The 22851-nt window shown below is 49.9% G+C and carries 22 protein-coding genes and 1 riboswitch; of the genes, 19 read left to right on the top strand and 3 right to left on the bottom strand.

Features of this window, described 5'->3' with window-relative positions:
* Positions 1 to 18: 18 nt before the first annotated feature.
* The 4 genes from GQS10_RS11255 (at position 19) to GQS10_RS11240 (ending at position 3675) form a co-directional block, all read left to right on the top strand.
* Positions 19 to 1110: a site-2 protease family protein gene (locus GQS10_RS11255; RefSeq protein WP_341805051.1), complete on the top strand. Its 1092-nt coding sequence runs from the start codon at positions 19 to 21 to the stop codon at positions 1108 to 1110.
* 61 nt (positions 1111 to 1171) lie between these two features.
* Complete coding sequence (gene tlp, locus GQS10_RS11250; protein ID WP_166242100.1) at positions 1172 to 1387, top strand: small acid-soluble spore protein Tlp; 216 nt, start codon at positions 1172 to 1174, stop codon at positions 1385 to 1387.
* A 186-nt stretch (positions 1388 to 1573) separates the two neighbouring features.
* Positions 1574 to 2752 carry an aminotransferase class I/II-fold pyridoxal phosphate-dependent enzyme gene (locus GQS10_RS11245; protein ID WP_166242098.1) on the top strand — a complete coding sequence of 393 codons (1179 nt, stop codon included), beginning with the start codon at positions 1574 to 1576 and terminating at the stop codon, positions 2750 to 2752.
* 20 nt (positions 2753 to 2772) lie between these two features.
* Positions 2773 to 3675: a 5'-3' exonuclease gene (locus GQS10_RS11240; RefSeq protein ID WP_166242096.1), complete on the top strand. Its 903-nt coding sequence runs from the start codon at positions 2773 to 2775 to the stop codon at positions 3673 to 3675.
* A 29-nt stretch (positions 3676 to 3704) separates the two neighbouring features.
* On the opposite strand, the gene GQS10_RS11235 is transcribed toward GQS10_RS11240, so the two are convergent.
* Positions 3705 to 3995, bottom strand: coding sequence for a hypothetical protein (locus GQS10_RS11235; RefSeq protein WP_166242095.1), 291 nt, complete (start codon positions 3993 to 3995; stop codon positions 3705 to 3707).
* An 87-nt stretch (positions 3996 to 4082) separates the two neighbouring features.
* Positions 4083 to 4373 carry a DUF3055 domain-containing protein gene (locus tag GQS10_RS11230; protein ID WP_166242093.1) on the bottom strand — a complete coding sequence of 97 codons (291 nt, stop codon included), beginning with the start codon at positions 4371 to 4373 and terminating at the stop codon, positions 4083 to 4085.
* 192 nt (positions 4374 to 4565) lie between these two features.
* Here GQS10_RS11230 and GQS10_RS11225 point away from each other — a divergent pair, with 192 nt between their 5' ends.
* Entirely contained in the window at positions 4566 to 5573 is a 1008-nt protein-coding gene (locus tag GQS10_RS11225) for an HRDC domain-containing protein (protein ID WP_166242090.1), read from the top strand.
* Positions 5574 to 5609: 36 nt separating this feature from the next.
* On the opposite strand, the gene corA is transcribed toward GQS10_RS11225, so the two are convergent.
* Positions 5610 to 6545: a magnesium/cobalt transporter CorA gene (gene corA / locus GQS10_RS11220; RefSeq protein ID WP_166242088.1), complete on the bottom strand. Its 936-nt coding sequence runs from the start codon at positions 6543 to 6545 to the stop codon at positions 5610 to 5612.
* Between the two features lie 305 nt (positions 6546 to 6850).
* Positions 6851 to 6978, top strand: a riboswitch (SAM riboswitch).
* A gap of 80 nt (positions 6979 to 7058) precedes the next feature.
* Here corA and metA point away from each other — a divergent pair.
* The 14 genes from metA to aroF all read left to right on the top strand — a co-directional run bounded on the left by metA (position 7059) and on the right by aroF (position 22677).
* Entirely contained in the window at positions 7059 to 7994 is a 936-nt protein-coding gene (gene metA / locus GQS10_RS11215) for a homoserine O-acetyltransferase MetA (RefSeq protein WP_166242086.1), read from the top strand.
* Between the two features lie 35 nt (positions 7995 to 8029).
* A complete protein-coding gene (locus GQS10_RS11210) occupies positions 8030 to 9190 on the top strand; it encodes a PLP-dependent transferase (RefSeq protein WP_166242084.1) in 1161 nt (386 codons plus the stop codon).
* 76 nt (positions 9191 to 9266) lie between these two features.
* The gene (gene mqnC / locus GQS10_RS11205) at positions 9267 to 10403 is read left to right on the top strand and encodes a cyclic dehypoxanthinyl futalosine synthase (protein ID WP_166242082.1); all 1137 of its coding nucleotides are present in this window, start codon (positions 9267 to 9269) and stop codon (positions 10401 to 10403) included.
* Between the two features lie 191 nt (positions 10404 to 10594).
* Positions 10595 to 11494, top strand: coding sequence for a putative sporulation protein YtxC (ytxC, locus tag GQS10_RS11200; RefSeq protein WP_166242080.1), 900 nt, complete (start codon positions 10595 to 10597; stop codon positions 11492 to 11494).
* Positions 11495 to 11847: 353 nt separating this feature from the next.
* Complete coding sequence (gene thrS / locus GQS10_RS11195) at positions 11848 to 13785, top strand: threonine--tRNA ligase (RefSeq protein WP_166242078.1); 1938 nt, start codon at positions 11848 to 11850, stop codon at positions 13783 to 13785.
* 109 nt (positions 13786 to 13894) lie between these two features.
* Positions 13895 to 14626, top strand: coding sequence for a 3D domain-containing protein (locus tag GQS10_RS11190; RefSeq protein WP_341805050.1), 732 nt, complete (start codon positions 13895 to 13897; stop codon positions 14624 to 14626).
* Positions 14627 to 14718: 92 nt separating this feature from the next.
* Complete coding sequence (locus GQS10_RS23490) at positions 14719 to 14850, top strand: hypothetical protein (protein WP_279537983.1); 132 nt, start codon at positions 14719 to 14721, stop codon at positions 14848 to 14850.
* 171 nt (positions 14851 to 15021) lie between these two features.
* Entirely contained in the window at positions 15022 to 15969 is a 948-nt protein-coding gene (gene liaF / locus GQS10_RS11185) for a cell wall-active antibiotics response protein LiaF (protein WP_166242076.1), read from the top strand.
* A 26-nt stretch (positions 15970 to 15995) separates the two neighbouring features.
* On the top strand, positions 15996 to 16409 hold the full coding sequence (locus tag GQS10_RS11180) for a YugN family protein (RefSeq protein ID WP_166242074.1): 414 nt from the start codon (positions 15996 to 15998) through the stop codon (positions 16407 to 16409).
* A 108-nt stretch (positions 16410 to 16517) separates the two neighbouring features.
* On the top strand, positions 16518 to 18017 hold the full coding sequence (locus tag GQS10_RS11175) for a S1C family serine protease (RefSeq protein WP_166242072.1): 1500 nt from the start codon (positions 16518 to 16520) through the stop codon (positions 18015 to 18017).
* Positions 18018 to 18213: 196 nt separating this feature from the next.
* The gene (locus GQS10_RS11170; RefSeq protein WP_166242070.1) at positions 18214 to 18915 is read left to right on the top strand and encodes a response regulator transcription factor; all 702 of its coding nucleotides are present in this window, start codon (positions 18214 to 18216) and stop codon (positions 18913 to 18915) included.
* Between the two features lies 1 nt (position 18916).
* Positions 18917 to 20392, top strand: coding sequence for a sensor histidine kinase (locus GQS10_RS11165; RefSeq protein WP_166242068.1), 1476 nt, complete (start codon positions 18917 to 18919; stop codon positions 20390 to 20392).
* A gap of 52 nt (positions 20393 to 20444) precedes the next feature.
* Positions 20445 to 21386, top strand: a complete 942-nt coding sequence (locus GQS10_RS11160) for a 4-hydroxy-3-methylbut-2-enyl diphosphate reductase (RefSeq protein WP_166242066.1) — start codon at positions 20445 to 20447, stop codon at positions 21384 to 21386.
* A gap of 247 nt (positions 21387 to 21633) precedes the next feature.
* A complete protein-coding gene (gene aroF / locus GQS10_RS11155; protein ID WP_166242064.1) occupies positions 21634 to 22677 on the top strand; it encodes a 3-deoxy-7-phosphoheptulonate synthase in 1044 nt (347 codons plus the stop codon).
* Positions 22678 to 22851: the final 174 nt, after the last annotated feature.

The following is a 22851-nucleotide window of genomic DNA, read 5'->3' as shown; positions in this document are numbered from 1 at the left end:
GAGCATTCTGCACAGCGCGTGACAACGGAGGTGGGCGGATTGGCGGAAGAAAAGAAGAAAAATAAGCGTTCATTATGGATTTTTACCGCTATTGGCCTTTTCCTGCTTTCCAAGGGAAAGACAATTTTGGCGTTATTGAAATTCAGTAAATTCGGCGGGGCACTAATCAGCATGTTCATTACGATCGGTGCGTATGCGCTGTTATTCCCTGTAGCATTTGCTGTAGGGCTGGTGATCATGATCTTTATCCATGAGATGGGACATGTTCTGGCCGCGAAGCGGAAAGGGCTGCCGGTGACCGCCCCGGTGTTTATCCCGTTTCTGGGCGCGTTAATCATGATGAAACGCAATCCGAGAGATGCCGTGACGGAGGCGTATATTGCGATCGGCGGGCCGGTGCTCGGTACAGTTGGGGCCGTCCTGTCGCTGGTGCTGGGAGTCCTGCTCGATTCCCCGCTTTTGCTAGTTATCGCGCAGGTTGGCATTTTTCTTAATCTGATTAATCTTCTCCCGATCCATCCTCTGGACGGCGGACGGATATCAACGGCGGTGACACGGTGGCTTTGGCTTGTCGGGGTTATCGGCGGGTTTATCGTCATCGTCATGATGGAGCTTTGGATCTTTCTTATTTTTTGGGGTTTGTTTGTTATCGAGCTTTTCGAAAAGTACGTACGCCGCCGCGGCAAAGGAAAACCTTTTGTACAATATGCGAAAGCGGAAGTGCCTTTGGAGCCCCTGCTGGAACAGGGCATTATGATACCGGGTGAGCAGCATCGCCGGGAGCTCCCGCTGGTTACGTACTCCAATCTCGATGGAACGCAATGGGTGGAGGTTCATTGGGAGCTTCTAGGGCTCCATGAAAAGGCTGCCCTTCCTAGAGCGTCGCTGGTCAAAAAAATTTCGGTTACCGGAGTGGAGCGTCAGATGGGGGAGTCGCCTAAGCTGGTCGTTTCCCTTGAAATCGAAGCGCAGGCGTATGAAATCGATAATTATTACGAGGTCCCTCTTAAGGCTCGAATCGGCTTTGGAATTGCTTATGCCGGATTAGCCGCATTTTTAATCGGGATGCTTTCGTATATTGAAAGTCTGGGAATCCCGAAGATTTATTGATTGGATTCCTCCCCGCTGAGCCATACTAATTTCGGCTTAGACGGAAAGGAGGGATACAAAGATGGCAAAACCGGATAACCGTGCAGACAATGTGGAAAAAATGCAGGAAATGATTCAGCACACCCAAGAAAATATGCACGAAGCGCAGGAATACCTGAATGAATTCGGGGATGAAATGACTGCCGAGCAGCGCGGCAACATGGAAGAGAAGAATGAGCGCCGCCGTGCCAGCATTGAGAAATTCCGCGAAGAAATTAAAGATGAAGCACACAAATAATTTCTAGCGTGAATTTTTTGTTGAAATGTGGATTATTGCAGCCTTAACCCTTACTTTAGGGGTTAGGGCTTTTTTGCATGCGGAAGGAAAGAGATGCACAAGTCAGCGAGGAAGAACTTACAAGCAGGAGTTGACAGCCAAGAAAGAGAATTAAATGATGTTATTTTATATGTGTGGAGGTTCTTCATGAACACAATCGGATCTGCCCGACTGCAGCTGCTGGGGTCAGCGATATTTACCGAAATGGCTCAATTAAAGCAACAGGTGGCCAGTCAAGGAATCGAGGTCATCGACTTAGGGATCGGAAGCCCGGATGGTCCGCCGCATCCGCGGATCCAGCAAGCGTTGGCTGAAGGAATTGCTCGGCAAGGCTTTTATGGATATCCTTCTTCGGAAGGCAGTGCACAATTTCGGGAAGCCGTTGCTGAATGGTATACATACCGATTCGGAGTAACGCTGGACGCGCAAACGGAGGTCCTTACCTTAATGGGCTCCCAGGACGGGCTCGCGCATCTGCCGATGGCTCTGGCTGATCCAGGCGAGCTTGCGTTAGTGCCGAATCCCGGATACCCGATTTATAACGCTGGTGTCGCTTTGGCGGGCATAGAGGCGTATCCATACCCGCTGCGCGAGCAGAATGGATATTTGCCGGATTTGGAACGTATTCCGGCCGATATAGCCCAGCGTGCGAAGTTTATGATTGTGAATTATCCGAATAACCCATTGGCTGCCGTAGCTGATCTTGCTTTTTATGAGCGGTTAGTTGTTTTTGCCCGAAAGCATGAAATCCTTATTGTCCATGACGCGGCCTATTCGGAAATGGCTTTTGACGGTTTTATTCCCCCGAGTATTTTGCAAATTCCGCAGGCGAAAGACGTCTGTGTCGAATTTCATTCACTCTCGAAAAGCTTTAATATGGCAGGATGTCGAATCGGCTTTCTTGTAGGTCATGCGGGTGCGGTCGGGGCATTAAAGGCATTAAAAGCAAACATTGATTACGGGGTCTACAGTGCGGTTCAGCATGCAGGTGTAGAGGCCCTTCGTTTAAGCATAGAAACCGGCTATAAGCCGGCGGCCTTGTATGAGGACCGGAGAAATGTGTTTGTCCACGAGTTTCGACAATTCGGCTGGGAGATTCCTTCGCCAAAAGCTACCATGTTTTTATGGGCGCGAATTCCCGAGGGTGGAACATCTCGACAAATTTCCCGGGAAATTTTACAAAACACGGGGGTTGTCGTCATTCCTGGGGACGCGTTTGGGTCCGAGGGTGAAGGATATGTGCGAATCGCACTTGTTCATGATAAGGAAACGCTTCAGGAAGCGGCCTTACGAATCGGAAAATGGTTTACAAGTTTGCGACAATAGCTTGAAGGAGGAATTTAACAATGGAAGCAGCAATGAATTCAGATACGCCTCAATCCGAAAAGCATTTGATGCTGATTGACAGCTTCGCGCTTTTATTCCGGGGGTACTTCGCAACCGCGGTAACCGGGAATTTAATGCAAACCTCAACGGGTCTTTATACAAATGGGTTATACCAGTTTACAAGATATATGATGGATGCCATCAAACGCTTCAAGCCGACGCATGTCGTTTGCGCTTTCGATATGGGGAAAACAACCTTCCGTACCGAAAAATATCCGGAGTATAAAGCGCAGAGGCAGTCGCCGCCGGAGCCTCTCATCCCGCAGTTTGATAAGCTTTGGGAGCTTGTCGAGGCATTTGATATTCCCGCCTTCGGTATATCCGGCTATGAGGCCGATGATTTAATCGGATCGATTGCGAAGCAGGCATCAGGCGAGGGGGTCAAGGTTTCGATTTTGACCGGTGACGGAGATTCGGTGCAGCTCATAGACGAGAACACACAGGTGCTGATGCTGAAAAAAGGCTTTGGAAATTATGAAGCAATTACCCTCGACAATCTTTATGAGCTTAAAGGGGTTAAATATCCACATCAAATCATTGAGCTGAAGGGCTTAATGGGCGATGCCAGCGACAATATTCCGGGCTGCCCGAATGTTGGTCCTAAGACGGCACTCAAGCTGCTGGAGCAGTTTGAAACGATCGATGGCATTTACGCACGAATCGACGAGGTCGCCGGCAAGCTTAAACAGCGCTTGATCGATAACAAGGATTTGATTTACATGTCCAAGGAGCTCGCGACGATCCAAACGGATATCGAGACGCTTTTCGTATTGGAGCAGAGCGAGTGGGGCTGGAATAAGGAAAAGCTGCAGGCGAAATTCGAAGAATTCGAGTTTAAGTCCCTCATTCGAACCATCGCGTAGCGCAGTATTGGGTAAAAAGAAAGCCCGGACTAATCGTCACGGGTTTCCACAAACGTTTCATCTTGATTTTCATCATGTGTTTGATGACCTGGAGGGAACTGCCGAGGCATCCCTTCGTGCAGCTCGCGGTTTTCATACGCAAACCGGTTTGGAGGCCGTTGATCGACACGCCATGGCGTGCTCTTCCCAAGGATCTCCTCATTGGTGGAGGCACCGTAAGGGCCTTCAGGAAATTCTTCCGCTGCCAAATCGTTTCGCATGGATTCGACGGTGCTTAGGTCCGTAGTCTGTTGACGGTCTTCTTCCAAAAATCCGTTCATCAGCTGTTCAGCCCCTTTCCGAGTCCAATCGTAATGGGAAGGATCCTGCTTAGTATGCGATCACCGGAAGGGAATGATAACTGGTAACTACAGGTCGGAGAAGTTGACCGGACCGACAATGCCGGATAAGAAATCGGCTAGCTCTTCTGCTTCTTCCTCTGTTAGCTTGAAGGTATACTCCAAATACCCTTCTTCCTCCAAATCGTCGGGACCGATAATCGCCGAGATGTTTCGCTGCAAATCGACGACCAGCTTTTTGCCGTAAAATCGGTTCGTTGTAACAATCGCTAAATCAAAACGGCTCAGGTTGTCGGTGACGAAGGTGACAAACCGGGTGCTCGTTTCTTCCGTGCTGTCGGATAAATAATCAAAGGACATTGCGGACACCTCATTTTTGACCATAATCGCTTCGCTTTGGAAGCCTCCTTAGTATAACATAATTTGCTATTGTGGCGTTTTCTACAATATGGTATGATTTGGCTAATACTAACGAACGGGGAAGCACCCTTTTATGCCTTTGGCGTAAAGGGGTGCTTTTTTGCGTGGTTAGAAAACAAAGGAGGGTTATCTATGAATTTCGTGTTTTTGAACAGCCTGGAGCGTAAGACGGAGGAGGACCGGGCAAGATCGGCGCAAATTTCGATTTGCGAAGAAGCAGGCAAGTGGTACGTGATTTGGAATGAGCCCGGCAGGGCGGATGGGGAGGAGCAATCGGTTTGGTATGAGGGAGATTGCTGGGAGGATATGCTGGCCTGCTTCCGCACAGGCATTCGTGAGAAGATGGATTTCGGCTTTGTGCCGATGATCGATACGGCGGCGGAACCGATCGTGATCATGTCGGATCGTGCAAGGCTGGTAAACGCGATGGAATATTATAGCGAGCGTTATGTAAATGAAGAAGGCTACGCTGCACTGCGGAAGTGGCGGAATGAAACGGCCGCCAAGCTGAAGAAGACGCCATATCTGATTGCAACGAATCGCGTATTAAAGATGATCGCTGTTTTCCTGCCGCAGACGGAGGAGGAGCTTATGCAAATCCCAGGACTTGGTGCGAGAAAGGTTGAGCTTTACGGGCAGGATATCTTAACCATGACAAATCGGGAAAACAGGGAGTCTGCTTTTCCAGTGAACTGGATATTAGATCAAATTGATGAAAGAGAGTTTCATTCTTGGATGGGACGACAGCAGGAACAAAAGCTGAAAGATGCTGAGAACAGAGGGGTAATCAAGGCAAAGCTGCTGGAAGGGATGGTTAACGGGGCAACAGCAGCGGAGCTTGCAGAAGCGTTGTCGCTAAATGTGAGGCAGGTTACGGTTTGGGCGGAGCAGCTTGACGAGGAAGGATACGATATTGATCCATTTTTGGTGACGGAGCTATCGGCAGTGCCTGAAGAAAAAAGGGAGGAGGCAATTGCGGCTTTTCAGACGGAGGGCCATCGTTATTTGAAGCCCGTTTATCAAAAGGTATATGGTGAAAGCCTAGGCGCCAAGGAAATGGAGCGGGCGTATGATTGGCTTCGTTTGTTAAGGCTGCGTTATAAGAAGCAAAACAGCAAGGACTCCACAGCGGTTTCATAAATCAGTTACATATGGGACAAAAAAAGAAGGAGCGGCTCACAGCCAATCCTTCTTTTTGAATATATAGAACATTCCGCTGCCCAATAAGATCATAAACGCTACGATAAAGTATTCCGCATATTGCGTATGAATTCCCGGCAGGCTGTCAAAATTCATTCCGTAAATTCCGGTAATAAATGTAAGCGGCATGAATATGGTTGTAATGGCGGTAAATACGCGCATGATTTCGTTCGCGCGGCTGGAAAGGCTGGATTGGTAAGCTTCTCGAAGGTTGCCCATCAGGTCGCGGAACGTGTCGAACGTTTCAGATATTTTTACGGCGTTCTCATGAATGTCGCTAAAGTATTTTTGCAGCTTATCGTCAATTAGCTTGAGGTCGCGTTTATTAAGCATGAGAATAAGCTCTTTTTGCGGACCCAGCACCTTTTTCAACCATAAAATTTCACTTCGCAGGCTGATAATTTCATTCAAATGAGATTTCTTGGTCCGCATGAGAATGTCTTCTTCAAGCTTCTCGATTTTGGCTTCGATTCGGTCAGCGACCAAGAAATAGTTGTCGACAACCAAGTCAACCAGGTGGTAAAGGAAACGGTCCGGGGAATGGACTTCCTCTTCCCAAAGGATGGGTTTGACGGAGCGAACCTCATGAATTTTTTGCTTCGTAACCGTAATTATAAAATGACGTCCTAAAAAAATGTTCAATGCGCGAAGGAAAATTTCTTCATCATCAAAACGGATGCTGTTGATTACGATAAAATAATGATTCTCGTACAGCTCCAGCTTCGGCCGTTGTTCTTCCTCCGTAAGGCAGTCCTCGACGGCCAAATCATGTAAATGAAACATCGTTTGCAGCGTCTCTAAATCCTCAACCCCTGCATCGATCCAATAAAATCCGCTTTCGGGCGGCAGCAGTGCAGCTGCTGCGTTCTCGATTTGCGTAAAGACCCCGTTCTGCACTAGACGAACTTTCATCCCGTTTACGCTCCTTTCGCTTCACGGGAAAAGGCGCATTAAGCCGCTGGCAATAAACCGAATAGGCTGGCTGCCGCCGTCTTCCCGCTTGCAAGTATGAATTGGGTACTGCCGATTGTAGATCGCGGTCGGTCGCCGTCCATTCTTGGTTCACCCCTAATTTCAAGTATTTGAATTATTGGCTTTTGGCTTTATGCCTATGTGCATTGATAGTATACCGCCGCAGGAACAAGGATTCAAGAAAAACAATCTTGACGTTAAACTGCCTAACCGATATGATTATAAGTATTCAAATAGGATATTAACTCTTATCAAGAGTAGGTGGAGGGACTAGCCCGATGAAGCCCGGCAACCGACTTGACCCCGATTATAGGGGCTAGGCACGGTGCTAATTCTTGCGGAAGCAATTGTATTGACTTCTGGGAGATGAGAGAGGATAACGGCGATTGCACCGGACCTTTCTCATGGAAAGGTCCTTTTGCTTTATATATTCCTAAGAAAGTGGTGGTTCCCATGCCGATCAAAGTTCCGGACCATTTACCGGCCAAAGAAATCCTGACAAACGAAAACATCTTCGTCATGGATGAATCGCGGGCTTATCAACAGGATATTCGCCCTTTGCGCATTGTGATCCTAAATTTAATGCCCACGAAAGAGACGACAGAAACACAGCTCCTTAGATTGATCGGCAATACGCCGCTGCAAATTGAAGTGACGCTCATTCATCCGCAAAGTCATGTTTCAAAAAATACATCGCAAGAGCATCTGCAGGCATTTTACAAAGTGTTTGACGATATTAAGCATGAGCGCTTTGACGGAATGATCGTTACAGGCGCCCCAGTCGAGCTGATGGAATTTGAGGAAGTGAATTACTGGAAAGAGCTTACTGAAATCATGGATTGGGCCAATGAAAATGTAACCTCTACGATGTACATTTGCTGGGGGGCTCAAGCCGGACTTTATTATCACTTCGGCGTTCCGAAATATACGATGGAAAGCAAAATTTTCGGGGTTTTCCCTCACACGCTGACAAAGCGCAACATAAAGCTCACCCGCGGGTTTGATGAAATGTTTTATGTACCGCAATCCCGCCATACGGATGTAAGACGCGAGGATATCGAAAAGGTGGAGGACATTGAAATTTTGGCCGAAGCCGAGGAATCGGGCGTGTATCTCGTTGCGACGAAAGACGGGCGCCACATATTCGTTACCGGTCACTCGGAATACGATCCGCTCACCTTGAAATGGGAATATGACCGGGATGTAAATAAGGGGCTTTGTATCGACCTGCCGCGCAATTATTTCCCGGATAACGATCCGACAAAGACTCCGAGAGCGCAGTGGAGAGCGCATGCTAATTTGCTTTTCTCCAATTGGTTAAATTATTACGTATACCAGGAGACACCATACGAGCTGAGTGTTTACGAAACGAATACGGCAGCTAAATAACATAAGTTCAAATTAGAGGACGGAGGAAGGAAGTAATGAGAATCGAAAGTAAGCTTGCACAGATCGGATCCGTTTCGGAGCCGGTAACCGGGGCGGTTAGTTATCCGATTGTGCAGTCAACGGCGTTTCGCCATCCGAAGCTGGGACAGAGCACCGGCTTTGATTACGCCAGAACGAAGTCGCCGACCCGCAAGGTGCTGGAAGAAGCTGTAGCAGAATTGGAAAGCGGTGACGCCGGCTTTGCCTGCAGCTCCGGGATGGCGGCGCTGCAGACGGTATTCGCGATGTTCCGTCAAGGCGATCACCTCATTGTTTCTTTAGATTTGTACGGCGGGACTTACCGTCTGCTTGAGCAAATTATGACGCGCTTTGGCGTGACGGCTTCCTATGTCGATACGAACAATATCGATGAGCTGGAGGCCGCTCGAACGCCGAATACGAAGGGACTTTTGATTGAGACGCCGACGAATCCGCTTATGATGATTACCGATATTGAAGCGTCATGTGCGTGGGCGCGCCGTCACGGCATTGTCTCGATTGTTGATAACACGCTGCTGACTCCTTACTTCCAGCGTCCGATTGAGCTTGGTGCGGATATCGTCGTGCACAGCGCCACCAAGTATTTGGCCGGGCACAACGATGTGCTCTGCGGCTTGATTGTAACCAAAGGCGAAGAGCTCTCGAAGGAAATCGCCTTCCTGCACAATTCCATCGGCGCGGTGCTTGGACCGCAGGATTCTTGGCTGCTTATGCGCGGAATGAAGACGCTGGCGCTGCGGATGGAACGCCATCAGCATAATGCAACGGTGATCTCCAACTGGCTGCGTTCGCATCCGATGGTTGCGGAAGTATTTTACCCAGCGCTGACCGATCACCCGGGGCATGAGATTCAAACCAAGCAATCCTCCGGCAATACCGGTATTTTTTCCTTTAAAATGAAGGATGCGCGTACGATCGAACCGATCCTCCGGTCGATTAAGCTGATTGCATTCGCCGAATCGCTTGGCGGTGTGGAATCCTTGATGACCTACCCGGCGGTGCAAACCCACGCGGATATTCCGGAAGAAATTCGCCGGAAGGTTGGCGTTGACGATCGCCTCCTGCGGTTCTCCGTCGGTATTGAGCATTCGGACGACCTGATTGCCGATTTGGAGCAAGCTTTTGCGAAGGCGGCCGAAGAGCTCAATCAGCAGTGACGGAAACAATTGCCCCTGAATGTTCATTAGCCGAATTCTAGCTTTTATGTTAGGATTGGGGGCAGGGAGGGATCTCATGAGCGATATCGATCATATTTTAGATAAAGCGCTGCGCGGTGAACGGCTTGACTTCGACGATGGGATGGCGTTGTTTGCCTCCAATGAAGTCGAAAAGATCGGACACGCGGCGAACATCATAATGCAGCGCCGGCATCCGGAGCCGATTACAACCTTTGTTGTCGGCCGGAATGTCAACTATACCAATGTTTGCGACGTGTACTGCCGTTTTTGCGCGTTTTACCGTTCGCCGGGTTCAAATGAAGGGTATGTGCTGCCCAACGAAACGATTCTGGAAAAAATCCAGGAAACGGTAGATGTTGGCGGTACGGAAATTTTAATGCAGGGCGGAACGAATCCGAATTTGCCTTTTTCCTATTACACGGACTTATTAAAGCAAATTAAGGCAAGATTTCCTCAAATTACGATGCATTCCTTTTCGCCGGCAGAAATCCGCAAGATGGTGGATGTATCCGACGGCTTGACGCTGGAGCAGGTTATTCGTGATATCCACGCTGCCGGCTTGGATTCTCTTCCTGGCGGCGGTGCGGAAATCCTCGACGACCGGACGCGTAAAAAAATTAGCCGCTTAAAGGGCTCGTGGAAAGACTGGATCGAGGTTATGGAAACCGCCCACCGAGTCGGCATGAATACAACAGCGACGATGGTTATCGGCTTTGGGGAATCGCTGGAAGAGCGGGTGCTGCACCTGCTGCGTATCCGAGAATCGCAGGATAAATGCCTTACAAACAACTATCCGTCCAAAGGGTACTTAGCCTTTATCGTTTGGACGTTCCAGCCGGATAATACAAACCTGAAGGCAGAACGCCTTGGACCGGAAGAATACTTAAAAGCATTGGCGATCGCCAGATTAATGCTCGATAATATCGATAACTTCCAATCGTCGTGGGTGACCATGGGGCCGGAGGTTGGAAAGCTCTCCCTTTCTTATGGAGCGAACGATTTCGGCAGCACGATGATGGAGGAAAATGTCGTCTCGGCGGCTGGCGCGACACATAAGGTAAACATTGATCTCATTCTCAAGCTTATTCGCGAAGCGGGGAAAATTCCTGCCCAGCGGAACACCAAATATGAAATTTTACGAGTGTTCCACGAGAATGAATCGGTCGATAAAGACTTTGTGATGCAAAACTAATCCAACGTGAAGGACGAAGCAGATCTGATCTGCTCGTCCTTTTTTTACTGTCTCGAACAGGTGGAAAACTGTACCATTTGATCGCGTGGAAAAATATTATTTTTCATAACCGGATGTCCGCTTCCATATGTTAGATCGTATATATGCTAATCGAGAGCCATATACTTTAACAGACGGAAGGGAGTGAGGTCATGGAGCTTTTTACCATAAATATTAAAGAAATGAAATCAGAGGCATCTGCCCTTTGGATTCAGCAATTGTCCGAGCGGCTGGCGTCTTTACATACAACTCTTAATCAAGATGGGCCGAACCTTGTCGTACGGGGGGAACTGCCTCGTTTCCAGCTTGCGCTGCATGGAAAGAAAGTGATTCGGGCCATCGCTTCCGCTTGCACCGAATATGTTCTCGACCAGGAAATGCTGCTGCTTCGCCAGCTTTTAATGAAAGAGTACCAATATAAGAACGAAGAAGAGCTCGCCGCTATTGAAAAGCATGCAAAGCATTTAATCGATCTCACCTCGGAAGAGGAAGAGAATACAGGGCTGGATATTGGGCAAAAACGCGCAAAGAAAATCGAACAGGCCTTTCAGGAATATTTGGAGGAGCATACGCTGCTTATTTTGGAAGGGTTTATCCGCTTTCGTTTGCAGCATTATCACGAAGAATTACGGGAAATGGCGGAGTATGCCGTAGATGAATACATCATGGATCAGCAGTATCAGGAATTTATCTCCTTGCTGAAATATTTTGTGTACATTCAGGATGCCAAAATTCCGATAGCTCATTTGGTCCATCAGGGGGAGCGGGACTTTGTTCTTTTGAATGAACAGATGAAGCCGATTGAGACCGAACAGATGGATCAGTTCGTAGTGGAATTGATCGATAAAGAAGTGAATTATGAAGACTTGATCGTCAGTACATTAATTTCCGTTTCTCCGCAAAAAATATTTATCCACACCCGTCATCCCGATATGCAGGTCATCCGTACGATACAGCAAATTTTCGAAGATCGGGCAAAGCTGTGCACGTACTGTAATTTTTGCAAACCGCTGCTTGGAGAGCGTAATCATAAGGACCAAATGTCCCCTTGACCATGCAAAAATGAATTGATATAATTCACATGCATAAAGCTCATTTTTTCAAAAACGATGATCAAAGATACGGGCATTGGAACGCGCGGCTCAGAGAAGGGAACCATGGCTGAAAGCTCCCTCCGAAGCACCAGATGACCTACCCCTTTGAAGTGTGACGCGGAACAAGCCGGAGTTCGATAAGGCTTAAGTAAGCATCGACGGCGCCCGCCGTTACCGGGTCTGAGCATTCAAGCGGCGTACTCCGCATGGATGGAAATCAGGGTGGAACCACGAACGCAAAGCATTCGTCCCTTTTACGGGAAGAGTGCTTTTTTTGATTTCTTAACTTAACGAAGGAGAGTGGAAGAACAATGGCAATTCAAGTTACACTGCCGGATGGAGCCGTACGCGAGTATGATGCTGGCGTATCCATTGAAGACATTGCGGCATCAATTAGTCCGGGCTTACGGAAGAATGCAGTAGCAGGCAAGGTAAATGGAAAAGTGGTCGATCTGGCACACACACTGTCTGATAATGCCTCCATCGAAATTGTAATGCCGGACAGCGAGGCGGGCCTTGAGGTCATTCGCCACAGTACAGCGCATTTACTCGCACAGGCGGTAAAACGGGTGTACGGTCAAACCGAGGTAAAGCTCGGGATCGGACCAGTCATTGAAGACGGCTTTTATTACGATATGGATCTAGACACTCCGATTTCGGCCGAGGATTTAGTGAAGCTGGAGAAGGAAATGGAAAAGATCGTTAATGAAAACTTGCCGATTCGCCGGGTTGAAGTGTCCCGTGAAGAAGCCATTCGGATTTACACGGAGATTAACGATCCGTTGAAGCTGGAGCTGATTCGCGATTTGCCGGAAGGCGAGACGATCACGATTTATGAGCAGGGCGAGTTTTTTGACCTGTGCCGCGGTCCGCACGTCCCTTCCACTGCCAAGCTTAAGGTGTTCAAGCTTTTGAGCATTGCCGGCGCATATTGGCGCGGTGATTCTAAAAATAAGATGCTGCAGCGGATTTACGGAACGGCTTTCTCGAAGAAAGCCCAGCTGGACGAGCATCTGGCGCTGTTGGAAGAAGCGAAGAAGCGCGACCACCGCAGACTCGGCAAAGAACTGAAAATATTTGCGTTTTCGCGCGAGGTTGGACAAGGCCTGCCAATGTGGCTGCCAAAAGGTGCGAAGCTGCGCCGCATTATGGAGCGTTACATTGTTGATCTGGAAGAAAAGCTCGGCTACAGCCACGTTTATACGCCGGTACTGGCAAATGTAGAGCTGTACAAAACGTCCGGACACTGGGAGCACTACCACGAGGACATGTTCCCGAAGATGACGCTCGACAACGAGGAGCTCGTGCTTCGTCCGATGAACTGCCCGCACCATATGATGGTGTACAAAAACGATATGCGCAGCTACCGTGATCTGCCGATCCGTATTGCGGAGCTTGGTACGATGCACCGTTATGAAATGTCCGGCGCATTGACCGGCCTGCATCGCGTACGCGCCATGACCCTGAACGATGCACACATTTTCTGCCGCCCGGATCAAATTAAGGAAGAATTCGCTCGAGTGGTGAATCTGATCCGCCAGGTTTACGAAGATTTCGGCATTTCGGATTACCGTTTCCGTCTGTCCTACCGCGATCCGAAGGATACGGAGAAGTATTTCCAGGACGACGAAATGTGGGAAATGTCCCAGCGCATGCTGCGCGAGGTTGTGGAGGAGCTTGGTCTGCCATTTTTCGAGGCGGAAGGCGAAGCGGCGTTTTACGGTCCGAAGCTGGACGTGCAAATCCGCACTGCGCTTAAGAAGGAAGAAACCTTGTCGACTGCACAGCTCGACTTCCTGCTGCCTGAACGCTTCCAGCTGGAGTATGTCGGTGAAGACGGACAGAAGCATCGCCCGGTGGTTATCCACCGCGGTATTATTTCGACGATGGAGCGCATGACGGCGTTCCTGCTGGAGAATTTCGCCGGTGCGCTGCCGACGTGGCTTTCTCCGGTTCAAGCACAGGTCATTCCGGTTTCGCAGGTGTACGATGACTACGCCAAGCAAGTTCAAGAAAAGCTTCGCGCAGCCGGCTTCCGTGTGGAGACGGATCTTCGCAACGAAAAGCTCGGGTACAAAATCCGTGAAGCACAGCTGGAGCGTTTGCCGTACATGCTCGTTGTCGGCGAAAACGAACAGTCTGCCGGATCGGTTGCGGTCCGCAAGCGCGGCGAAGGCGATATCGGCGTCCACAGCATTGAAGCGGTGGTAGCCATGCTGAACGAAGAAACGAAGGGCAAGCGTTACTAAGCAAGAACGGAATATAGCAGCTTTTATCGTACCTCTCCTTATTTTGGAACCCCGATGTATGAGAATTGGAAAATTCGGGCATCCTCCAAAGTAGGGGGAGGTATGTTTTATGTTTATTCGATTAGTTGCATTTTGGATGGTATTTCTTAGTACGTTGACGGCATTATCTTCTGATGGATTTCAAACAGCGAATGCAAGGATGATTGATGACGCACGCTTTGGGCGGCCGGCCGTCGAGCCGGTGTCATCACAAGTGGATCCAGTAGAAGCGGGCCGGATTACGCCTTTGGACAAAGTAACGGAGCGTATGGCGGTTCGTGTGCCTCGGGTTGAGCCATTAGATCCGGAAAAAGAATCCGGGCCAAGCATTCCGGCATTCCGAACGCGTGATCAGTGGATGGAGCTTGCGAAGGTCATTCCGTTTCTCCATAAGGATCAATTGAAAAAGCTTGAAGCGGTGGAAGTCACAGCTACCGGCTATACCGCTGGGAAGGAATCGACGGGCAAGGACCCGAGCCATCCGGAGTATGGGATTACTTATTCCGGCGTCAAGGTTCGTAAGGACGTCTTCTCGACGATTGCGGCTGACCCGAAGGTATTCCCAATTGGCAGCATTTTGTACATACCGGGTTATGGCTATGGGGTCGTTGCCGATATCGGTTCAGCGATTAAGGGCCGGAAAATCGATCTGTTTTATGAAACGCGCGAGCAGGTGTTCAGCCAGTGGGGCAAAAAGAAGGTTAAAGTGTTTGTCATTAAAAAGGGCAGCGGCAAGGTTACGGAAAAGGAAATGGACGCTTTAAACGAATTTACACCGAGCCTGCGTGTCAATTCATTATAGTCGGCTGTCTTAAAATGGAAAATTATTAAGCCTCAATGCGGACATACTATAGTTCGGGAGCTATCCCAACAATGTCCGGGAGGTGATTTCAGGTGGCAAAGAACAAGAAGAACAAAATGAATGTCAACGAAAATCAGTTCAACGCAGAAATGGCTGAAGAAGTAGCTGCAGCTAACAACGCAGGCAACGCAAAAGCTGCGAAAGCGAACCAAGCAAACAAATAAAATAAAGTAAGGCTTAACGATAACAGAAAGGAGCCTCCGGGCTCCTTTTTTAACGATAAGAATTATTAGTCATACATAGGATTTATAAGACAGCGGCTTCGATGTTCTTTCCAAGCTTCCCCGCGGTAAAATATGTTACAATATCGTTGGGGTTGGGAGGAATGAACATAGATGAAAGCTGAGTTTGTGAATCGCCTAATAATGTCCTTTCTTATTATCGGAGCAGGGGTTGTCCTTCTGCTGCAGCAAATCGGGTGGATTCAGTGGGACTGGGAGTTTCTGATTACCCATTTCTGGCCTGTACTTATCATTGCGCTCGGAATCCGCGGTTTGTTTACTCCTCGCAGGAGGGGACGGACATCGGGACTAGGCAGCTTTCTCCTGATCGTACTAGGCGCGTATTTTTTATGGAATGAGCTGACGGATTTAGAGATTGGCTTGGATTCCTTTATTCAGTTTGCGATGCCGGCTCTTTTAATATTGACAGGGGTTATGCTGCTGCTTCGGTCGGCAAGAAAGAAGCGAACTCATCCTTCTGCAGTGGAAGAAGAGCGTGACCCTATAGAACAAGTAAACACTGAACAAAGCATGAAGCCCGCTGCAGAGGATCGTACGGCTTCAGGCGAAGCTTCAAAGGAACAATCGGTACCCTTACAAGGGGAAAAGCAGGGTCCGGCGAATGAGATGCGTCCTCGCGATAATGTGAAGCAGCCGAATCACAGCAGCTTGTTTGGGGAAATTACCGTTGGTCCGGGCGCAGTTCCGCTAAAGCCGATGAACGTATCGCATTGGATGGGCAATGTGACGCTGAAGCTGGACGACGCGGTCATAAGCGACGGGGAAACGAAGCTTACGGTATCTTTGATGTTCGGAGATATCCGGATTATTCTTCCTCAGGATCACAGCGTGGAAGTGCGTCTTCAGGGAAATTCTTTGGCCGGTGATTTTCGTATGAACGACCGCTTTTCCGGAGGATTGCTGCGCAGCATCGATTGGCAGCCGGACGGGTTTGAGAAGGCCGAGCGGAAAATGACGATTCAAACGAACGTGCTGTTCGGCAGCGTTACGCTCCTGCGGCTGCCAAATACACATAAAACGGGTACGGAAGGCTCATCCTAGAAAAAACAAAAGGAGGGCCTTTCTTTATGCAAACCTTACAATCTACACTGGAAAACCATGAAACCATTATGGGGCCGGTTAAACAGGAATTAGAGGAGCTTGGCTTCACGCTGGGCGGTAATTGGGATTACGACCACGGTTATTTTGATTACGCGATGGATGAAGCAAATAAAGTTTTTCTCCGATTGCCGTTTAACGTTACGGCCGGTAGCCTCGACAGCGAAGCGGATGGGGAACGAACAAAGCTGAAATTTGGTACTCCGTTTGTGCTGAAGCATCTATATAACGAAGGTCTTGACGGCGAGGCGACAATCGGGGTGGCTCGATTCGTCATCGACCAGTTCCAGTCTCCGGTTAATTCCGATGCGGATTTGGCTGGCTATGAAGTTGACCAGGCGAAACAAGTGCTGAGAAAAGTGGAGGAAAGGCTCTTACAGTAGCGTTTTTTGCAATTTTACCTCCTTTTTAACTCGTTTTAAGGTTGTATTAAGGTTTAAAATGCATGATAGTTTCATAAGCTTTATGAGTTTTGAAGGAGGTAATCAAACATGGAAGATCATCGTAACCGTAATCGAGATTATAGTGATTTTTTTAAAGAACGTACTGAAGAATCGGAGCAAGGCCGCCAAGATCAAACCAGCACCGAACGCCCGGTTTATTATACTTATGACACTGCATCCGGCAGCTCCTATAGCCGGGAAGAACGGCAGCGCGTGGAGCTCAGCCCGGAGGAGGTCCAGCCGGAAGTGCCGCGTTATCCGGTTGCCGCAGGCGGCGGGGATTCCTTCGGCGGCGGACCGGTTGTTCCTGTCAAGCCGCAGTCCAGAAAATCGGGCTTCCGCAGTATGTTTTCCGCCTTCTTGGCCGGAGCACTCGTCGTTGGCAGCTTAATGTTTGTGTCTGACCGTTATGATTTATTTACAGCTCCGGGAGCGCATGCGCAGGCATCGGAAAGTGCTTCCGCACAGGTGACAGCAAACGGGGAAACGCTCGCCGCAGCTTCGGAGGTCGTTAGACCGAACAACATTGCTGCGATTGCAAGGCAGACGTCACCGGCAATTGTAAAAATCGAGACCTATACCACCTCAAGAGGTGCGATCCAGCAAAATCCGTTCTTCCAGGATCCGTTTTTCCGTCAATTCTTCGGAGATTCCTTCTCCAGCTCCCAGCAGAGCAAGCCGTCGAAGAAGCAGCAGTCGGGGATGGGTACAGGATTTATTTTTGAAAAATCCGGTTATATCCTGACAAATCAGCATGTTATCGACGGTGCGGAGGAAATCCTGGTCCAGGTGCAGGGCTATCAAGAGCCGTTGAAGGCGAAGCTGCTGGGCTCGGCGTATGAGCTTGACCTGGCGGTGCTGAAGATTGAGTCGGACAAAGACTTCCCGACGCTCAGCTTCGGCAGCTCCGATGCAATTAATGTCGGCGATTGGGTTGTTGCGATCGGGAATCCGTACGGCTTTGACCATACCGTAACCGTTGGCGTTCTGAGCGCCAAAGAGCGTCCGATTGATATTTCGGACAGCAGCGGCACACGCCATTACAAGCATTTGCTGCAAACCGACGCGTCGATTAATCCGGGGAACTCCGGCGGTCCGCTGCTGAACCTTGCAGGCGAGGTGGTCGGGATCAATACGGCCGTTAACGCAGAAGCGCAGGGTATCGGTTTTGCCATCCCGTCTTCGACGGTGCTCGAGGTATTGGATTATTTGAAGGAAGGCAAAGAGGTTCCAAAACAGCCTGAGCCTTATATCGGCATCGGTCTTTCCGATATTGATCAAACCTGGGTAAACGAGCTGAAGGTAGAGTCGACCGAGGGGGCTCTCATTACGCAGGTGCAGCGGGGAACACCGGCTGATAAGGCGGGGCTCGAAATTTACGACGTTATTCTCGAGGCCGGCGGCAAAAAGGTGAAATCGACTGCCGAGCTCATCGAAGTGATTAAAGCGGCTAAAATCGGGGAGCGTATGACGATGACGATTTCGCGAGATGGCCAGAAGATCGAAGTCGGCGTCATCATCGGCGATAAAAATGCGCAGCAAAATTAACGGCTGAAGAAGCATAAAGGAAGAAGCGGAGCCAGCGTGGAAGCTGTGTCTTCGCTTCTTTTTTGTATAATAGGGATAGAGGACGAGGCAGGGAATACGGTGGATGCCGGCTGGATAATAACAAGACAGGGCATGCCGCTTTTTGAAGGAGTGCAGGACAGAGAGAGCGAAGATGACCTAAAGGAAGGTGTACTGGATGACACGGGAGAAGATTTTGGTAGTTGACGACGATGAGAAAATTACTTCGATGCTGAGGAGAGGGCTGGCTTTCGAAGGTTATCAAGTTTTTATCGCCAATCACGGGCTGGAAGGATTACGAGTAATTTTGGAAGAAGACCCGGATGCGGTCATTCTTGATGTGATGATGCCCAAATTGGACGGCTGGGAGGTGTGCCGCAGAATTCGGGAGGGCGGCAGCGAGGTGCCGGTGTTAATGCTGACCGCCAAAGACGAGGTAGGAGACCGGGTAAGGGGACTTGACCTCGGGGCAGACGATTACTTGGTTAAGCCGTTCGCGCTAGAGGAACTGCTTGCCCGTGTTCGGGCGCTGCTTCGCAGAAGAACGAGCGATCGCGGGGATGATGCGGGAGCACGCCGGTTGAGCTTTGAAGATTTGGTGATGGACCTCGATGCCCGCGAGGTTGTTCGGGGAGGGAAGCTGGTCGAGCTTACCACGAAGGAATTTGATTTGCTTCATTTATTTATGCAAAATCCGAAGCGGGTGCTTTCCCGTGATATTATTATGGAGAAAATTTGGGGCTACGATTACAGCGGAGAATCCAATGTTCTTGAGGTTTATATCGCCATGCTGCGGCAAAAAACGGAGGAGCACGGGGGACCGCGTCTGATTCAAACGGTAAGAGGAACCGGTTATGTTTTAAGAGGGGAGAAGCATTAGCATGTCGATTCGCTCCCGGCTGACCCTCTGGTATTCGGCCATTCTGGCGGTCACCTTGGTCGTGTTCGGCATTGTGGTCTATGTTTCGCTATCTTATTTGTTATACGATAACCAAAAGCAGCAGGCGATTCGCGTCAGCCAGGAGCTGGAGCTGCAGATGAAGCGGGCGAGCTTTATTTTCCGCGGCCAGCCTTATATGCGTTTACCGGAAATGAATGAATTCCGGTATAACGGCTTTTTTCTGCAAATTGTCGACAGCACGGGTCAGGTGCAGAGCAGTAATTTGCGTTCAGGCGTTTCGCTGCCGGTGCCGGACAAGCTGAAAACGGGGGGAGATCCTGGAGACGCGTTCTTTGAAAATACGACGATCGAGCCGTACCCGTTTGTGTTTCTTGTGTATAATAAGCCGATTTATTTCGGCGAAGGAGGCTCCGAGCAGTTTGTCGGAGTGCTGCAGGTAGCAGCGACGGTTGACGATATTGTGAATGCGCTGCAGGCGCTGCGGGTAACGCTGGTGCTGATTGCGTTTGCCACCGTGGTGCTGGCTGCGTCCATCGGCTGGTTTTTATCGCGCAAAGCGCTTCGGCCGATTGAGCTGGTCATCGATGCAGCGGACCATATCCAGCGGGATGTCGATTTGGATAAGCGGATCGAGTACAAGGGTCCGCATGATGAAATCGGCCGGCTAACGGCAACGATCAACGGCATGCTTTCGCGGATCCAAACGGTATACACCGATTTGGAGCAGGCGTACCGTGCGCAACGCCGTTTTGTTTCCGATGCGTCGCATGAGCTGAGGACGCCGCTCACGACGATTCGCGGAAATGTGGAGCTGCTGGAAAAGATGTGGAGGAAGGTTCAAGCCGAAGGCAGGGCGGAGGATGAGGAGCGGGTTGCGCTCACGCTGGAAGCGATGCACGATATTTCAAGCGAAGCGGAACGCATGAGCCGCTTAGTGAGCGATTTGCTGGCGCTGGCGAGGGCGGACGCCGGCTATGAAATGCGCAAGGACCGGGTGGAGCTGCGGCCGCTGCTGGAGGACGTCATTCGCCGCGCCGGATTTTTGCCGCGCACGGCGGAGTGGGTTACGGGCGACCTGTCGCCTCTGGATGGGGTGTTTGTTACGGGCGATAAGGATTACTTGCAGCAGCTTGTATTTATCTTTGTGGAAAATGCGTTTAAGTATACGAAAGAGGGGCACGTGATGCTGGACTCGCTCGTGCGGGACGGTCGCGCGGGCATTCGGGTCAGCGACACCGGAATGGGCATGGATAAAGAGGATGTGCCGCATATTTTCGACCGCTTTTACCGGGCGGACTTGTCGCGGGGAGAAACGGCTGGTACGGGCCTTGGCTTGTCGATTGCCAAGTGGATTATCGATGAGCATCGAGGCGCTGTAGAAGTCGTTACGCAGAAGGGGAAAGGAACGACCTTTATGATTTGGCTCCCTCTTCATTTTCAAGAAGTCGGGGAATAAGGTATAATGGGCGGAGCAAGCAGGATTGTTACCCGAAAGGCGGTGCTCATAGATGGAAGTCTTAAAAATATCTCCGCGCGGTTATTGCTATGGAGTGGTGGATGCGATGGTGCTCGCGCTTCAAACCGCCAAAAACTTAGATTTACCGCGTCCAATCTATATACTAGGCATGATCGTTCATAACAGCCACGTTACGGAATCTTTTCGTAAAGAAGGCATTATTACACTGGACGGTGAAAACCGTCTGCAAATCTTGGAGCAGATCGAAGGGGGCGGCACCGTAATTTTGACCGCCCACGGCGTTTCTCCGGAAGTACGGAGCAAAGCTCGCGAGAAGGGCTTAACGGTTGTTGATGCGACCTGCCCGGATGTGACGAAGACGCATGACTTGATTCGCGAGAAGGTGGCCGACGGCTATGAGGTCATATATATCGGCAAACGCTCCCATCCGGAGCCGGAAGGGGCAATAGGAGTTGCGCCCGGCCAAGTGCACTTGATCGAGAAGGAAGAGGAAATTGATCAGCTTAACGTTTCCGCTGAACGGATCATAATTACGAATCAGACGACGATGAGCCAGTGGGATATTAAGCATATTATGAATAAGCTGCTGAGGAAGTTTCCGAAAGCGGAAATTCATAATGAAATATGCCTGGCGACCCAAGTGCGGCAGGAGGCTGTAGCGGAGCAGGCGCGCGAAGCCGATGTGACCATCGTTGTCGGCGATCCGCGCAGCAACAATTCCAACCGACTGGCGCAGGTGTCGGAGGAGATTGCCGGGGTTAAGGCGTACCGTATCGGTGACTTAAGTGAGCTGAAGACAGAATGGCTGATGCATGCGCGCAAGGTTGCGGTTACGTCCGGGGCCTCCACGCCTACGCCGCTTACGAAAGAAGTGATTAGCTTTATCGAAGCGTTCGACCCATTGCATCCGGAAACATGGGAGCTGAAGCGAACCGTGAATTTTGACCGTTTGCTGCCGGCCGTGAAGAAGTAGAGACAGCAGACGGGAACGGAGAGCGGCAATTGCTGCGCAGTCGCAGCACTAAGGGCTATAAGAGCCGTAAGGGTAAAGTTCAAATTGCGCGGCATAAGAAAATACGGACAGTAAAATCGTAAGGTTCATACCGAGCGTGTTCACAACGAAAAAAAACAGTTGACGGACATGCTCCTTTTTGTTTATAGTTACTTTAGTGCTTAAAAGCGTATAAGCGTTGAAGTACAAAATCGAGGAGTGAATGAACATGATCGCTATTTTAGGAAAACATGTTACTGACGAACGCATTCAAGAGATTGTGGAATATATCGAAAAATATGAAGTGAAGGCGCATGTTTCGAAAGGAACGGATAAAACGGTAATCGGCCTGATCGGCAAGGCGGACCCGAAGCTGGTTGAGCATATGCGTCAGCTTAAAGATGTAGAGAACGTTGTGAAGATTTCCAAGTCGTATAAGCTGGCAAGCCGTGATTTTCATCCCGACAATACGGTGATTAATATCAAGGGAGTTGAAATTGGCGGCGAGCAGCTTGTGATTATGGGTGGTCCTTGCGCGGTAGAAACGCCGGAGCAGATTGATGAAATCGCGAGCCTTGTGAAGGCGGCCGGCGGTCAGGTTCTTCGGGGCGGCGCGTTTAAGCCGAGAACGGGACCTTACAGCTTCCAAGGCGTCGGCGTGGAAGGCTTGCAGATGATGGCGGAAGCGGGACGCAAGCACGGCTTGCTTACCATTACGGAAGTGATGACTCCGGAGTATGTTGATGTGTGCGCGGAGTACGCGGATATTTTGCAGGTAGGCACACGCAATATGCAAAACTTCGACCTGCTGCGGAAGCTGGGTACGATTCAAACGCCTGTCCTCCTAAAGCGCGGATTTAGCTCAACCTACGACGAGTGGTTGAATGCGGCGGAATACATTTTGGCCGGGGGCAACCCGAACGTAATGCTTTGCGAACGCGGCATCCGTACATTTGAATCGTATACTCGCAATACCTTCGATCTGGCGGCGATCCCGGTTATGAAGCAGCTGAGCCACCTGCCGGTCATCGCGGATCCGAGTCATGCGACAGGACGGCGCGAGCTGGTGGAGCCGATGACAAAAGCAGCCGTTGGCGCGGGAGCGGACGGTTTGATCATTGAAATGCATACGGACCCGGACAATTCCATGACAGGTGACGGCGTGCAGTCCCTTTTCCCGGATCAGTTCGCGGCTCTTCTCCAGGATCTTGAGAAGCTTGCTCCGTTCGTCGGCAAACGTTTTGATACGAAGAAGCAGCCGGTAACGGTATAAACCGCATATCACGGTGATAGAAACCGGATCGTTCCCAATTCAATGATTGGGGACGGTCTTTTCCTTTTGTCACAGATCACCCTATTTTGAAATATTGGACAAGCTGTTCACTAAAGTGTAAGAAAACATAACACCGTCGTAAAAAATACCTTACATACATATTGACGGAATATA

Origin of the sequence: Paenibacillus turpanensis (genome assembly GCF_011421635.1) — a bacterium.
Lineage (GTDB): Bacteria > Bacillota > Bacilli > Paenibacillales > YIM-B00363 > Paenibacillus_AK > Paenibacillus_AK turpanensis.
The sequence above is the reverse complement of the archived record's forward strand: the minus strand, read 5'-3'. Positions and strand labels throughout refer to the sequence as shown.

What these genes read in the sequence shown, in the direction of transcription:
- tlp (WP_166242100.1), top strand. Translation starts at nt 1,172, where the DNA reads ATGGCAAAACCGGATAACCGTGCAGACAATGTGGAAAAAATGCAGGAA.
- GQS10_RS11245 (WP_166242098.1), top strand. Translation starts at nt 1,574, where the DNA reads ATGAACACAATCGGATCTGCCCGACTGCAGCTGCTGGGGTCAGCGATA.
- GQS10_RS11240 (WP_166242096.1), top strand. Translation starts at nt 2,773, where the DNA reads ATGGAAGCAGCAATGAATTCAGATACGCCTCAATCCGAAAAGCATTTG.
- GQS10_RS11235 (WP_166242095.1), bottom strand. Translation starts at nt 3,995, where the DNA reads ATGAACGGATTTTTGGAAGAAGACCGTCAACAGACTACGGACCTAAGC.
- GQS10_RS11230 (WP_166242093.1), bottom strand. Translation starts at nt 4,373, where the DNA reads ATGTCCTTTGATTATTTATCCGACAGCACGGAAGAAACGAGCACCCGG.
- GQS10_RS11225 (WP_166242090.1), top strand. Translation starts at nt 4,566, where the DNA reads ATGAATTTCGTGTTTTTGAACAGCCTGGAGCGTAAGACGGAGGAGGAC.
- corA (WP_166242088.1), bottom strand. Translation starts at nt 6,545, where the DNA reads ATGAAAGTTCGTCTAGTGCAGAACGGGGTCTTTACGCAAATCGAGAAC.
- metA (WP_166242086.1), top strand. Translation starts at nt 7,059, where the DNA reads ATGCCGATCAAAGTTCCGGACCATTTACCGGCCAAAGAAATCCTGACA.
- GQS10_RS11210 (WP_166242084.1), top strand. Translation starts at nt 8,030, where the DNA reads ATGAGAATCGAAAGTAAGCTTGCACAGATCGGATCCGTTTCGGAGCCG.
- mqnC (WP_166242082.1), top strand. Translation starts at nt 9,267, where the DNA reads ATGAGCGATATCGATCATATTTTAGATAAAGCGCTGCGCGGTGAACGG.
- ytxC (WP_166242080.1), top strand. Translation starts at nt 10,595, where the DNA reads ATGGAGCTTTTTACCATAAATATTAAAGAAATGAAATCAGAGGCATCT.
- thrS (WP_166242078.1), top strand. Translation starts at nt 11,848, where the DNA reads ATGGCAATTCAAGTTACACTGCCGGATGGAGCCGTACGCGAGTATGAT.
- GQS10_RS11190 (WP_341805050.1), top strand. Translation starts at nt 13,895, where the DNA reads ATGTTTATTCGATTAGTTGCATTTTGGATGGTATTTCTTAGTACGTTG.
- liaF (WP_166242076.1), top strand. Translation starts at nt 15,022, where the DNA reads ATGAAAGCTGAGTTTGTGAATCGCCTAATAATGTCCTTTCTTATTATC.
- GQS10_RS11180 (WP_166242074.1), top strand. Translation starts at nt 15,996, where the DNA reads ATGCAAACCTTACAATCTACACTGGAAAACCATGAAACCATTATGGGG.
- GQS10_RS11175 (WP_166242072.1), top strand. Translation starts at nt 16,518, where the DNA reads ATGGAAGATCATCGTAACCGTAATCGAGATTATAGTGATTTTTTTAAA.
- GQS10_RS11170 (WP_166242070.1), top strand. Translation starts at nt 18,214, where the DNA reads ATGACACGGGAGAAGATTTTGGTAGTTGACGACGATGAGAAAATTACT.
- GQS10_RS11165 (WP_166242068.1), top strand. Translation starts at nt 18,917, where the DNA reads ATGTCGATTCGCTCCCGGCTGACCCTCTGGTATTCGGCCATTCTGGCG.
- GQS10_RS11160 (WP_166242066.1), top strand. Translation starts at nt 20,445, where the DNA reads ATGGAAGTCTTAAAAATATCTCCGCGCGGTTATTGCTATGGAGTGGTG.
- aroF (WP_166242064.1), top strand. Translation starts at nt 21,634, where the DNA reads ATGATCGCTATTTTAGGAAAACATGTTACTGACGAACGCATTCAAGAG.